This is a genomic window from Streptomyces sp. NBC_00094, assembly GCF_026343125.1.
GTDB lineage: Bacteria > Actinomycetota > Actinomycetes > Streptomycetales > Streptomycetaceae > Streptomyces.
The window spans coordinates 347,178-359,644 of the sequence record NZ_JAPEMB010000001.1; the positions used below are offsets into that span (position 1 = coordinate 347,178).

The 12,467-nt window shown below is 70.6% G+C and carries 10 protein-coding genes; 6 read left to right on the plus strand and 4 right to left on the minus strand.

The features are described from left to right. Window positions 1–131: 131 nt before the first annotated feature. The gene (locus OG580_RS01635) at window positions 132–536 is read left to right on the plus strand and encodes a type II toxin-antitoxin system PemK/MazF family toxin (protein WP_267041831.1); all 405 of its coding nucleotides are present in this window, start codon (window positions 132–134) and stop codon (window positions 534–536) included. A gap of 193 nt (window positions 537–729) precedes the next feature. Then, window positions 730–1,581, plus strand: a complete 852-nt coding sequence (locus OG580_RS01640; RefSeq protein WP_267041832.1) for a chromosome condensation regulator — start codon at window positions 730–732, stop codon at window positions 1,579–1,581. Window positions 1,582–1,765: 184 nt separating this feature from the next. Here the strand turns inward: OG580_RS01640 and OG580_RS01645 are convergent, their stop codons facing one another. Beyond that, a complete protein-coding gene (locus OG580_RS01645; RefSeq protein ID WP_267041833.1) occupies window positions 1,766–2,725 on the minus strand; it encodes a LuxR family transcriptional regulator in 960 nt (319 codons plus the stop codon). A 116-nt stretch (window positions 2,726–2,841) separates the two neighbouring features. On the opposite strand from OG580_RS01645, the gene OG580_RS01650 reads away from it, so the two are divergent. Together OG580_RS01650 and OG580_RS01655 are read left to right on the plus strand one after the other, a co-directional pair. After that, on the plus strand, window positions 2,842–4,641 hold the full coding sequence (locus tag OG580_RS01650) for a S8 family serine peptidase (protein ID WP_267041834.1): 1,800 nt from the start codon (window positions 2,842–2,844) through the stop codon (window positions 4,639–4,641). A 376-nt stretch (window positions 4,642–5,017) separates the two neighbouring features. After that, the gene (locus OG580_RS01655; protein ID WP_267041835.1) at window positions 5,018–6,214 is read left to right on the plus strand and encodes a lyase family protein; all 1,197 of its coding nucleotides are present in this window, start codon (window positions 5,018–5,020) and stop codon (window positions 6,212–6,214) included. 81 nt (window positions 6,215–6,295) lie between these two features. Here OG580_RS01655 and OG580_RS01660 read toward each other — a convergent pair whose 3' ends face one another. Continuing rightward, window positions 6,296–7,252, minus strand: coding sequence for an AraC family transcriptional regulator (locus OG580_RS01660; protein WP_267041836.1), 957 nt, complete (start codon window positions 7,250–7,252; stop codon window positions 6,296–6,298). A gap of 81 nt (window positions 7,253–7,333) precedes the next feature. On the opposite strand from OG580_RS01660, the gene OG580_RS01665 reads away from it, so the two are divergent. Beyond that, entirely contained in the window at window positions 7,334–8,179 is an 846-nt protein-coding gene (locus OG580_RS01665; protein ID WP_267041837.1) for an NAD(P)H-binding protein, read from the plus strand. Here OG580_RS01665 and OG580_RS01670 read toward each other — a convergent pair whose 3' ends face one another. Continuing rightward, complete coding sequence (locus OG580_RS01670) at window positions 8,180–9,022, minus strand: GNAT family N-acetyltransferase (protein WP_267041838.1); 843 nt, start codon at window positions 9,020–9,022, stop codon at window positions 8,180–8,182. Window positions 9,023–9,349: 327 nt separating this feature from the next. Here OG580_RS01670 and paaK point away from each other — a divergent pair, with 327 nt between their 5' ends. Continuing rightward, a complete protein-coding gene (paaK, locus tag OG580_RS01675; protein ID WP_267047854.1) occupies window positions 9,350–10,642 on the plus strand; it encodes a phenylacetate--CoA ligase PaaK in 1,293 nt (430 codons plus the stop codon). A 188-nt stretch (window positions 10,643–10,830) separates the two neighbouring features. Here paaK and OG580_RS01680 read toward each other — a convergent pair whose 3' ends face one another. After that, window positions 10,831–12,348: a fatty acyl-CoA synthetase gene (locus tag OG580_RS01680; RefSeq protein ID WP_267041839.1), complete on the minus strand. Its 1,518-nt coding sequence runs from the start codon at window positions 12,346–12,348 to the stop codon at window positions 10,831–10,833. Window positions 12,349–12,467 lie beyond the last annotated feature (119 nt).

Here is a 12,467-nt window from a genome sequence, read left to right on the forward strand (position 1 = left end):
CCGATGACCAACGGTGACCGCGCCCGTCTTCACCGCCCCTCGGTCACGACGTGCGAAGACGGGGCCGCATCCCTTCCGTGTCCCGCACGGGGCACGCAGCGTTCGCCCGCCGTCTCGTGCCAGGAGGACACATGCAACGCGGTGAAGTCTGGTGGGTCGACTTCGATGAGCGACGCCCGGTCGTGCTGCTCTCGGACGAGGAGTCATCCGGGTTTCAGGCGATGCAGGTCGTTGCGCCAGCGGGCGTCGACATCAGCGGCCTGGGCGTTGAAGTGACCGTAGGAGCCCCGGAAGGACTGCCCTTCGAAGGCGTGCTGCGGTTCGCGTTCCCGCGTCCAGGCTTTACTCCGTGCACATGGCTGACCACCGTGGCCCGGGACGACCTGATCGAGCGGGCGGGCGTGTTGTCCTCCGTGAAGCTCAACGAGGTCGGAGAAGCCCTCCGTGCCGCTGGACAGAGGAGGGAGTGGACCCCGATGGCGGCTGCCAGGATCAGCGAGATCAAAGATGCCCGCCGTCTCGAAGGACTTGAGTAGCGGACGCCTGTGCTGCCCAGCTCGATCTCGTCGACGACTGACCGCTGCCCCCTCTCCACTGCACTCCAGCAACAAGATCACGATCTACGGCTGGAGTACTAGAACCACGAGAGCTGAGGACCTCTCTCTGATCCCAGTCCAAAGTAGGGTGACATCCCGTCTCGCGAACTCGCGCCGAACACAAGGAGGCGGAATGCTCGCTCACTCGTCGGCGCTGGCGGCCGGAAGGCGTCATTCGGTGGGACGGCGCTGGGATGGAACCGTTCTCGCAGTGGGCAATGCCGCAGCCGCTGAATGCCGCGTCGAGCGATGGGAAGACGTCGTCGCGGTGGCAGCCGGCAACGTCCATACCGCGACGAACACGGGCAGGTCTCATACGGTGGGACTCCGGTCGGACGGCACGGTGCTGGCAACGGGGTGGAACGGCGATGGGCAATGTGATGTCGCCGGATGGCGAGGCGTCACGGCCGTGGCCGCTGGATGGCGCCGCACGCTCGGGCTACTCGCGAATGGCCGCGTGCTAGCAGTCGGCCGGAGTTCGGAAGGACAGTGCGACGTGCAGTCCTGGCGCGAGATGGTCCTCCTCTCGTGTGGTGACTGGCACTCGGTCGGCGTCCGGTCGGACGGTTCTGCACGGGCCGCAGGGAGCAACCGACGACGGCAGTGTGCCGTTGAAGGGTGGCGTGACCTGGCCGCCATTTCGGCCGGGTATCTCCATACCGTCGGCCTCAGAGCCGACGGGCGGGCAGTGGCAACCGGAGACCGGACAACCGGGGCGTGCGAGGTCGATGAGTGGGAAGACGTGGTGGCGCTCAGCGCGGGCAGCTACCACACCGTCGGGGTCACTGCGTCCGGACGGGTCCTCGCAGCGGGAGACAACAGCCACCGACAGTGCGAAGTCGGCGATTGGCGCGACATTGTCGCCGTGGCGGCCGGTTCGACGCACACCCTTGGCCTGCGTGCCAACGGCACAGTCGTGACCGCAGGGAATAATGCCGACAGACAGTGCGAAGTCGATGCCTGGTCCGGAATCCAGCTTCCATAGCCCTCAGGACCGCGCTCACGCAATCTGACGTGCCGTCATTCCCCGGCCTTGAAGACCTCATTCTGATTCCAGTCCTGAAGGCCGCGTATCGAAAGTAGATGTCGAGCGATGAACAATCGGCACGGGCGTCGCCGTGTGTCATCGGCGTGCCGTCGTCATTGCGGGTCGTGGGGCAGCCCGGGCTTCAGCCCAGGTGGCCTTGGAGACCTGCTTTGAGTCCGGCCTGGAAGCGGGTGCGGGCGTCGAGGCTGTCCATGATGCGGCGCATGTGGCGTTCGATGGTGCGCTGGTTGAGGTTGGTCTTGCGGGCGATCACCTGGTCGGTACAGCCGGCTGCGGCGTAGCCGAGGAGGAGACGGTCGAAGTCGCTGAGCCGCTCCCCGCTGCCCGGCCGACTGCCGGGCCGGGGCCAGAGGGGAGTGGCTTTCTCCCAAAGGGCCTCGAACAGGGCGATGAGTCCGTCGAGCAGCGGCGAGGGCTGGAGGACGACGGTGTGCCGTTCGGGTGAGAGCACGACGGGGACGAGGGCGCTGCTGCCGTCGACGATGAGTGCCTTGAGGGGGACGCCGGCCAGGACGCGGGCCTGTTCGCCGTGGTCGGCGAGAGCCCGGGCGAGTTCCATCTGGTGCGGTTCGGCGAGGGATTCTCGGTCGTAGAGGGTGCGGTAGGCCACGCCCTGCGACATGCGTTCCCGTTGCAGCTCGGCCTGGCGGGCCACGCCTTCGGCGACGTAGGGGGGCCTGTCCAGCGTCAGGACTTCGAGGCGGGCGGTGCGCTGGGTCTGCAGGAACCGTTGCACGTTCGCCTCGGCGCCCTGGACGACCTGCACGGTGGGCTCGGCGGCCTTCCCCTCCTCCCAGAGCTCGGCGAAGGCCCCCGCGGCGAGCCGGGCCTTCTCCAGTTCCTGCTGGCGGTGGGTGGTGAGGACGTCGATGGCGAGCGCAGGCGGGGTGGGGCGGTAGCGGACAGGGCGGCTGGGCGTCCGCGCGACCAGCCCCGCGTCCTCCAGGACGCGCAGTTGCCGGCGCAGCCTGGCCGGGGCGGCGCCGCTTTCGGCGAGTTCTGACAAGGCGCGGCCGGGGCGCGCCAACAGTTCGCGATAGAGGTTCTCGGTGTCCTTGTCGATGCCGAACGGTTCGAGCATGCGCTGCTTCCTCCTGGTGTCGGATTCCCGGCAGTGACGGTAAACCGGCGGTTCATTTCGCGCCAGAGCCCCTAGATTCTGCGTCGTTCCACCAACCCCCCTTCATCGGAGGACAGATGAGACGCGCCGCCCTTGTCGCCGGCATGGCCATGGCGATAGCCGGCCTTGGAGCAACCGCTCCGGTCAACGCCCAGCAGGCTCACCCCGCCCCGCCGACCGCCGACTACGTCGTGGTCCTCAAGGATGGTTCGAAGGCCGATCCCGCGGCACTCGCCCGCGGCCTGGGTCAGGGGTCCGATGCGGGAGCCGTGTACCGGTCGGCGCTGCGCGGCTTCTCCGCCGAGCTGACTCAGCGGGATCTCGCCGCGCTGCGCGCCCACCCCGACGTCGCCTACGTGCAGGCCGAGGGCCGGGCTCACATGGACGCCCAGGAAGTCCCCAACGGTGTCCGCCGGACCTTCACCGCAGGGAACCCGGGCCTGAAGGCCGGTGATGGCGTCGATCAACGCGTCGACGTCGATGTCGCGATCCTGGACTCCGGTACCGACGCCGGCCACCCTGACCTGAACGTGGCTCGCCGCGTCAGCTGCATGGGCGACAACGGCTGCAAGGAGAACGCGGGCTACGACGACAACGGCCACGGCAGCAATGTCGGAGGCATCGTCGGCGGCCTGGACAACGGCATCGGCTACGTCGGTGTCGCCCCCGGCGCCCGCCTGTGGTCGGTGAAGGTCCTCGACAAGGAAGGCAGCGGCAGCACCTCCGAGATCGTCGCCGGCATCGACTACGTCACCGCCCACGCCGACGAGATCGAGGTCGCCAACCTCAGCCTCGGCTTCGACGGCGAGGAGCCCGCCGTCCGTGAGGCCGTCAACCGGGCCATCGCCAAGGGTGTCGTCGTCGTGGTCTCCGCCGGCAACGACCATCGCGACGTCTCCGCCCAGTCCCCGGCCAACATCCCCGACGCCATCACCGTCTCCGCCCTGTCCGACGCGGACGGCAAGGCCGGCGGCCTCGGCAGCTTCGCCTGGTGCAACGCCAAGAACACCAACAAGGACGACACCCTCAGCAACTTCAGCAACTTCGGCGCCGGAGTCGACATCACCGCCCCCGGCGACTGCATACGCTCCGCCTTCAAGAGCGGCGGATACTCCAACTACAGCGGCACCTCCCAGGCCGCCCCGCACGTCGCGGGCGCCGCCGCTTGGCTCGCCCTCGGCAACACCAAGCCCCGCGACCGCGCCGGCGTCATCGCCCTGCGCGACAAGCTCGTAGGTGCCGGCAACCTCGACTGGACCGACAACTCCGGCGACGGATCCAAGGAACGACTCCTCGACCTCCACGACACCGCCCTGTTCACCGGCGGCGCCAACGGTGGCACCGCCGCCAGCTTCGCCCCCTCCTGCAACGGCTCCACCAAGACCTGCACCTTCGACGCGAGCGCGTCCAGCGGCAGTTCCCTCACCTACGCCTGGGACTTCGGCGACGGCACCACCGGCACGGGCCGTACCCCGAGCCACACCTACGGCGCCTACGGCCAGTACACGGTGAAGCTCACCGTCACCGACGGCTCCGGCCGCACCGGCTCCAACCACACCACCGTCCGCGTCACCGACCCCGCCCAGAACGACAAGCCGGACGCCGACTTCCAGGGATTCTGCACCGTCGGCGGCAGCTGCTACGCCGACGGCTCCGACTCCTTCGACCCCGACGGCCTCATCACCTCGTACGCCTGGAACTTCGGCGACGGAACCGCGGTCGTCACAGGCGAGAAGCCCCACCACACCTACCCCGACAAGACCGCGAACTACACCGCGACCCTGACCGTCACCGACGACAAAGGCGCCACCAACTCCGAGAGCCACACCGTGTCCTGCACCAAGGGCCCCTGGTACACCATCTGTGAGCTGAACTGACGTCCCCTTCTGAGCCGGCTCCCGCGGCCGATCGCGTGACGGCACCGCCGCAGTCGATCACGCGGTCGCCCACCTGAATACAGGCCCGGCCCGGGCCGCGTCCCCCTACGCGTTCCGGCCGGGCCCCAGGTGTTCCACCAGCCACGGGGAAGCGCGCCGGATCGTCGTCATCAGCACCGGTGGCACGATCGCCAGTCGCCGGCAGGGCGCCGGGGACGCGGCCGACGACCCTGCCGCTCCCGGCCGCCGCGTACAGGCGGGGCCCGGCCCCACCGATCCCGCCCCGCAGATTCCGGCCGCCCCTCACCAACCCACTCCGGCGACACACCGCAACGCGCACGCCCCCGGCGCGCCACTCACCCGAAGGACCGTACTGATGGCTCCCGCACCCGCCTCCCGCCGTGCTCCTGTCCGTCGCGAGCACGACCTGCTCGGCGACCGGGACGTCCCCGCCGACGCCTACTGGGGCGCCCACACCCTGCGCGCCACCGAGAACTTCGCCATCACCGGCACCCCGATCTCCGTCTACCCGTTGCTGATCGACGCGTTCGCCGCCGTCAAGGGGGCCGCCGCCCGCGCCAACGAAGAGCTCGGCATGCTGCCTGCCGACAAGGCCGGCGCCATAGCCGCTGCCTGCCAGGAGATCCGTACAGGCCACCTCCACGACCAGTTCGTCGTCGACGTCGTCCAGGGCGGTGCCGGCACCTCCACCAACATGAACGCCAACGAGGTCGTCGCCAACCGCGCCCTGGAGCTCCTCGGCCACGCCAAGGGCGACTACGACCGTCTCCACCCCCACGAGGACGTCAACCTCGGCCAGTCCACCAACGACGTCTACCCCACCGCCGTCCGCATCGCGACGATCGGCGCCGCCCGCGAACTCCTCCTTGCCATGGCCCTGCTCCAGGACGCCTTCGCCGATCTGATCGAGGCCACCCAGGACTGCGGCGCCTTCGTCCAGCTCTCCGGAGTCCTCAAGCGCATCGCGGTCAAGCTCTCCAAGACCTGCAACGACCTGCGGCTACTCTCCTCCGGACCGCGCGTCGGCCTGGGCGAGATCAACCTGCCGCCGGTCCAGGCCGGTTCCAGCATCATGCCCGGCAAGGTCAACCCGGTGATCCCCGAAGTCGTCAACCAGGTCGCCTTCGAAGTCATCGGCAACGACATCACCATCACCATGGCCGCAGAGGCCGGACAGCTCCAGCTCAACGCCTTCGAACCGGTCGTCTTCCACGCCCTCTCCAAGAGCCTCCTCTCCCTGCGCGCCGCCTGCCTGGCCCTCGCCGACCGCTGCGTCAGCGGCATCACCGCCAACACCGAGGCGCTCCGGGCGGCCGTCGAGAACTCCATCGGCCTGGCCACCGCGCTCAACCCCCACCTCGGATACACGGTCGCCACGGCCATCGCCCAGGAGGCACTCGCCACCGGACGAGGGGTCGTCGAGCTCACCCTGGAGAAGGGCCTTCTGCCCGCAAGCCGGCTCGCCGAACTCCTCACTCCCCAGCACCTCACAGGCGCCCCGGACCCCGCTTGGCCGGCCGGCCTGGCTCGCGGCACTGCGCCACGTCCGTGACCGCTCCACTGCCGACCTGAACACTGCTGCCGCCGGCGCCTCAACGGATCAGCCGACCGTCGCCATGTCCGAAACAGGGCCCTATCCCGGAGCGGCCGTTCGGACGGCGCCGGTGCGGTGGTGGCTGGGGCGGGTGCCGTACACGCGTTTGAAGGCGACGCTGAGTCCGAAGGCGCTCTGGTAGCCGACCTGGCGGGCGATCGACTCCACGGTGGACTCGGTACGGGCCAGCAGGTCGGCCGCCAGGGCCAGGCGCCAGCCGGTGAGGTAGGCCATGGGCGGTTCGCCGACCAGGTCGGTGAAGCGGCGGGCGAGGGTGGCGCGGGAGACGCCGGTCTCCTCGGCGAGGGCCGTCACGGTCCACGGGCGTGCCGGTCGGTCGTGGATCAGGCGCAGGGCCCTGCCCGCCACCGGGTCGCCGAGCGCTCGGTACCACGCGGGCGGATCGGCCTCCGGGCGGGAGAACCACTCGCGCAGCGTGGAGAGCAGCAGCAGGTCGAGGAGCCGGTCGAGGACGGCCTGTTGTCCCGGGTCGTCCCGGCCGATCTCCAGGTCGGTGAGGTCCAGGATCGGGCCGAGTCTGCCGTCGTGGCGGACCACGAGCACCCGGGGCAGCCCGCCGAGGAGCCGTTCGGAGACCCGGCCGTCGACCTGGTAGCTGCCGGTGAGCAGCACGGTCGAGCCGTCCGGACCGTTCCCGCAGGTGCGGAGGCCGAGGATGATGTCGTCGCCGACGCATTCGCCGTCGGCCGTGGTGCACCGGTCGGGGTGTACGACGTAGAACGGCGGCGTTCCCGCGCGGGCGTCGTCGGCCACCGAGAAGGGCCCCGGACCCGACACGATGGCGACGTCACCACGGCCCAGCGAGACGGGCGCGGCATCGCCGGGGACGACCCAGCCCGTACCGCGCAGCATCGTGACGACGGAGAGCGGTGTCCCGGCGGCGAACCGGACCGACCAGGGCGGCTTCACGATGTTGCGGCTGAACAGGGCGCCGTCGGACCGGACTTCGTACAGCAGACTTGCCAGCGGATCCACGGCGCGAGTCTAGACGCTGAGACATGGAAATGAGCGCATACGCCATTCCGCCACTCAGGGGCGGTCCGTTTGACTGATCACATGACGATGAAGAAGCAACCGATTCTGGTTCTCGGCGGTACGGGCAAGACGGGCCGCCGTGTGGTGTCCCGCCTCCAGCAGGGCGGACACGAGGTACGGGCGGCCTCCCGGCGCGGCAAGGGACCCGCCCACTTCGACTGGAACGACGAGAACACCTGGGAGCCGGTGCTCGAAGGCGTCGGCGCGGCCTATCTGGTCGACTCCATGGCCGACGACGCCGCCACATCGCTGAGCGCTTTCGGCAAGCTCGCCGCGTCCGGTGGCGTCGAGCGTCTGGTGCTGCTGTCCCACCGCGACTGGGTGGTGTCCGACGGCGAGGAGAAGCTGCCCTGCGAGCGGGCGGTGCGGGAGTCCGGCGCGGAGTGGACGATCCTCAAGCCGGCGTGGTTCACGCAGAACTTCAGCGAGGAGGCGTTCTTCCGGGGGCAGCTCGTCGACGGTGACGTCGTCCTGCCGACCGGGGACGGCCTCGAACCGTTCGTCGACGTCGACGACATCGCCGACGTCGCCGTGGCCGCCCTCACCGAGGACGGCCACGCCGGGCAGGCCTACGAGCTGTCCGGGCCGCGACTGCTGAGCCTGGGCGACGTGAGCGCCGAGATCGCCCGGGCCACCGGCCGGGACATCGCCTACCGCCCCGCCTCGCCGGACGACTTCGCCGCCTACGCGGCGGAGCGCGGCCTGCCCGCGGACTTCGTGGCCCTGCTGAACCTGCTCTTCGGCTGGATCAGGGAGAACCGTTTCGCCGAGCTCGCCGACGGCGTGCAGCGGGCGCTCGGGCGCGAGCCCCGCGACTTCGCCGACTACGTCGGGCGGACCGCCGTGACCGGCGTGTGGCACGGCTGATCAGCTCTGTGCGGCGTCCTCGGCCCGGACGGTGTACGTGTACGGGGTCGTCGTGGAGAGCGTGAGGAACCCGAGGCGCTGGAGGATCGGGCGGCTCGTGTCCGCCGCGTCGACCTGGACGTAGCGGTGGCCGCGGGCCGCGGCGATGCGGGCCCGGTGGGAGACGAGCGCCCGGTAGAGGCCTCGGCCGCGCCAGCCCTCGACGGTGCCGCCGCCCCAGAGTCCGGCGAAGTCGGTGCCCGGGCAGAGGTCGAGCCGGGCCGCGCTGACGGGTTCGCCGGCCGCGAGGGCGACGACGGCGGTCACCGTGTCCGGGTCGGCCGCGAGCCGGTCCAGGAGCTGGCGGCCGATGTGGGAGCTGTCCGTCCCGAAGGCGCGTTCGTGGACCTCGACGACCTGGCGCACGCCGGCCTCGTCGGTGACCGCGCGGAGCTCGACGCCCTCGGGGAGCGGCACGTCCTGGGGCAGTGCGGCGGCCTCGGTGGCCATCAGGGTCTCGCGGTCGTCGGCGATGAAGCCCGCGGCGAGGAGGCGGTCGGCGAGGTCGGCGGGGCCGTCGTGCCCGTACAGCTTCCACTCGAAGGTGAGGCCGGCGGTGCGGTAGTGCGCGATCTGCTCGGCGATCACGGCGTCGACCCCGGAGGCGCCGTCCCCGGGGGTGTCCAGGCCGCCGTCGACCCCGGGGGTGTCCAGGCCGGACCAGAGGATCCCGTTCCAGGCGTGCGCCGGTCCGGTCTGCCGGACGACGGGGCCGACGCGCTCGACACGGCAGCCGGGCCCCTCGGGGCGTGCCTCGCGGCGCAGCTGACGGTCATAGAGGTCACGAAGGCGCTGGGGTTCCATACCGGTCACTTGAACACCCTGCCCGGCGCCCGGGCAACAGGTTTTGGCCGGCCAGGGCGCCCGGAGTTCACCGGGCGCCAGGGGGTGTCCGCGACCGTTGAGGCCGTTGCGGGTGTGGATGACGGACATCGGTGCGGGGCGGGGCACCGCGTACTCCGCCGTACCGGCAGTCGTCCGCATCGGGAAAACTTCCGCCTACCCCTTGCCAACCCCCTGGTCCCAGCGGTTTTACTGGCCCGGAGCGGATCAACCGAATGATCGGTAGTCCGTTTTACGGCAGTGTGGACGATGGCGACGGTACGGATGAGGGAGCGGCGCATGCCGGATCTGACGGGTCTGCTCGACAGCGGCGAACAGCTCGGTCGCGAGGAGCTGGCGGCGCTCCAGCTGGACCGGCTGCGGACGACCCTGCGGCACGCGTACGAGAACGTGCCGTTCTACCGTCACTCCTTCGACGCGGCCGGCCTGTCCCCGGAGGACTGCCGTACGCTCGCCGACCTGGCGCGCTTCCCCTTCACCGGCAAGACCGACCTGCGCGACCACTACCCCTTCGGCATGTTCGCCGTCGAGCAGTCCCAGGTCCGGCGGATCCACGCCTCCAGCGGCACGACCGGCCGGCCGACGGTCGTCGGCTACACCGACAAGGACCTGGACACCTGGGCGGACGTGGTGGCCCGCTCCCTGCGCGCGGCCGGGGCCCGGCCGGGGCACAAGGTCCATGTGGCGTACGGGTACGGCCTGTTCACCGGCGGACTCGGCGCCCACTACGGCGCGGAGCGCCTCGGGTGCACGGTGATCCCCGCGTCGGGCGGCATGACGGCCCGGCAGGTGCAGCTCATCCAGGACTTCCGGCCCGAGATCATCATGGTGACCCCCTCGTACATGCTCACGCTGCTCGACGAGTTCGAGCGGCAGGGCGTGGACCCCCGGTCGACCTCCCTGAAGGTGGGCGTGTTCGGCGCCGAGCCGTGGACGGAGGCGATGCGGAAGGAGATCGAGGAGCGGTTCGCCATCGACGCGGTCGACATATACGGACTGTCGGAGGTCATGGGCCCCGGCGTGGCGCAGGAGTGCGTGGAGACCAAGGACGGCCTGCACATCTGGGAGGACCACTTCTACCCGGAGATCGTGGACCCGTTCACGGGCGAGGTGCTGCCGGACGGGGAGGAGGGGGAGCTCGTCTTCACCTCGCTCACCAAGGAGGCCATGCCGGTGATCCGCTACCGGACGCGTGACCTGACGCGGCTGCTGCCGGGGACCGCGCGGGTGTTCCGGCGGATGGAGAAGGTCACGGGGCGCAGCGACGACATGATCATCCTGCGCGGGGTGAACCTCTTCCCCACCCAGATCGAGGAGATCGTCCTCCGCACGCCGGCCGTAGCCCCGCACTTCCAGCTGCGGCTGACCCGGGAGGGCCGGCTCGACGCCCTGACGGTACGGGCCGAGGCCCGGGCGGACGCGACGGCCGAGGAGCGCGCGGAGGCGGCCCGGGCGATCGCGGCGGCGGTCAAGGACGGGGTGGGCGTCTCGGTCGGGGTCGAGGTCGCCGACCCCGAGACGCTGGAACGCTCGGTCGGCAAGATCAAGCGCATCGTGGACCTGAGGGATCGGGAGGCCTGAGGGGGCTCGGGGCGAGGTCGGCTGATGGGACCGGGTCCGGCTCGAACCGGACCCGGCCGGGCGCAGCCGGGCGGGACCGAGCCAAGGCGATCCGGGCGGAACCGGAGCGAGCCGAGCCGGACCGAGCCGGAACCGAGCCGGTCCGGAGCTGACCGGGCCTGACCGGGCCGGGCGCAGCCGGCCCCGTCCTACGCCTCGCCCGCCCCGCCCCAGCGATCGCGCAGCTCCCGCTTCAAGATCTTGCCGCTCGCGTTGCGCGGCAGGTCCGAGGTGAAGTGGATGCGCTTCGGGGCCTTGAAGTGTGCGAGCTTCTCCCGGGCGTGCGCGAGGAGTTCGTCCTCCGTGACCTCGCCGCGCGGGACGACCACAGCCGTGACCGCCTCGATCCAGCGCTCGTCGGGGAGGCCGATCACGGCCACCTCGGCCACGCCCGAGTGGGTGTAGAGCGCGTCCTCGACCTGCCGCGAGGCGACCAGCACTCCCCCGGAGTTGATGACGTCCTTCACCCGGTCGACGATCGTCAGGAAGCCCTCGGCGTCGCGCACCGCGAGATCTCCCGAGCGGAACCAGCCGTCCCTGAAGGCCGCTTCGGTCTCGTCCGGCTTGCGCCAGTAGCCGTCGCACAGCTGCGGGGAGCGGTAGACGATCTCGCCGGGGGTCCCGTCGGGAACGTCCTTGCCGTCCTCGTCGACGACCCGGGCCTCGACATGGCGGACGGGCCGGCCGCAGGAGTCCATCCGGCCCTCGTGCTCGTCGGGGCCGAGGACGGTGGCGAGCGGGCCGATCTCGGACTGGCCGAAGCAGTTGTAGAAGCGCAGTCCGGGGAGCCGTGCCCGCAGCCGTTCGAGTACCGGTACGGGCATGATCGAAGCCCCGTAGTAGGCCTTGCGGAGCGCGGACAGGTCCCGGTCCGCGAAGTCCGGGTGGTTGGCGAGGCCGATCCAGACGGTCGGCGGAGCGAAGAAGCTGTCCGCTCGGCCCGCCTCGATCAGGTCGAACAGGACGGCCGGGTCGGGTCCGTCGACGATCGTGTTCTCGGCGCCGACGGCGAGGTAGGGCAGCAGGAAGACGTGCATCTGCGCCGAGTGGTACAGCGGCAGCGCGTGCACCGGCCGGTCGTCCTCGCGCAGGTCGAGGGCCTCGATGGCGCTCGCGTACTCGTGGACGAGCGCGCGGTGGGTCATCATCGCGCCCTTCGGCAGGGCGGTGGTGCCCGAGGTGTAGAGCAGCTGGACGAAGTCGCGGGCGTCGCGGTCGGTGTCGTACGTGTCCGGCGCAGCGATCGTGTCGAGCAGCGAACCGGGGGCGTCCCGCAGCGACTTCACCGCGAAGCCGTCCGGGACACGGTCCGCGAGAGCGGGGTCCGCGAGCACGAGCGAGGTGTCCGACTGCTCCAGGAGGTACGCGAGGTCGTCGCCGGTCAGATGGTGGTTGACCGGCACGTGGATCAGGCCGGCCCGGGAGCAGGCGAGGAACGCGATGAGGTAGGCGTCCGAGTTATGGCCGTAGGTGGCGACCCGGGCCCCGTCCGGCAGTCCGACGCCGTGGTGCGGCTCCCGCAGGACGGCGGCCGCTGTGGAGACGGCGGCGTCCAGTTCGGCGTACGTCCAGGTCCGGTCGGCGTACCGGACGGCGATCCGGTCGGGGACGCGCTGGGCGCTCATGCGCAGGACACCGTCGACGGTGCGGCTGAGGAGTCGTTCCATGCCGTGATCCTCTGCGGGCGGCGGGCGGGAGGTCAAGTACCGTGCGGTGCCTCGTACATGCCCCGACCTCGGATACCGAACGGGATGTTGACAAGGGGGTGGCCCGGCTGCGTGCATGG

Coding starts and splice junctions, on each gene's coding strand:
- OG580_RS01650 (WP_267041834.1), top strand. CDS start 2,842: ATGAGACGCGCCGCCCTTGTCGCCGGCATGGCCATGGCGATAGCCGGC.
- OG580_RS01670 (WP_267041838.1), bottom strand. CDS start 9,022: ATGGAACCCCAGCGCCTTCGTGACCTCTATGACCGTCAGCTGCGCCGC.
- OG580_RS01655 (WP_267041835.1), top strand. CDS start 5,018: ATGGCTCCCGCACCCGCCTCCCGCCGTGCTCCTGTCCGTCGCGAGCAC.
- OG580_RS01680 (WP_267041839.1), bottom strand. CDS start 12,348: ATGGAACGACTCCTCAGCCGCACCGTCGACGGTGTCCTGCGCATGAGC.
- OG580_RS01665 (WP_267041837.1), top strand. CDS start 7,334: ATGACGATGAAGAAGCAACCGATTCTGGTTCTCGGCGGTACGGGCAAG.
- OG580_RS01635 (WP_267041831.1), top strand. CDS start 132: ATGCAACGCGGTGAAGTCTGGTGGGTCGACTTCGATGAGCGACGCCCG.
- OG580_RS01640 (WP_267041832.1), top strand. CDS start 730: ATGCTCGCTCACTCGTCGGCGCTGGCGGCCGGAAGGCGTCATTCGGTG.
- OG580_RS01645 (WP_267041833.1), bottom strand. CDS start 2,725: ATGCTCGAACCGTTCGGCATCGACAAGGACACCGAGAACCTCTATCGC.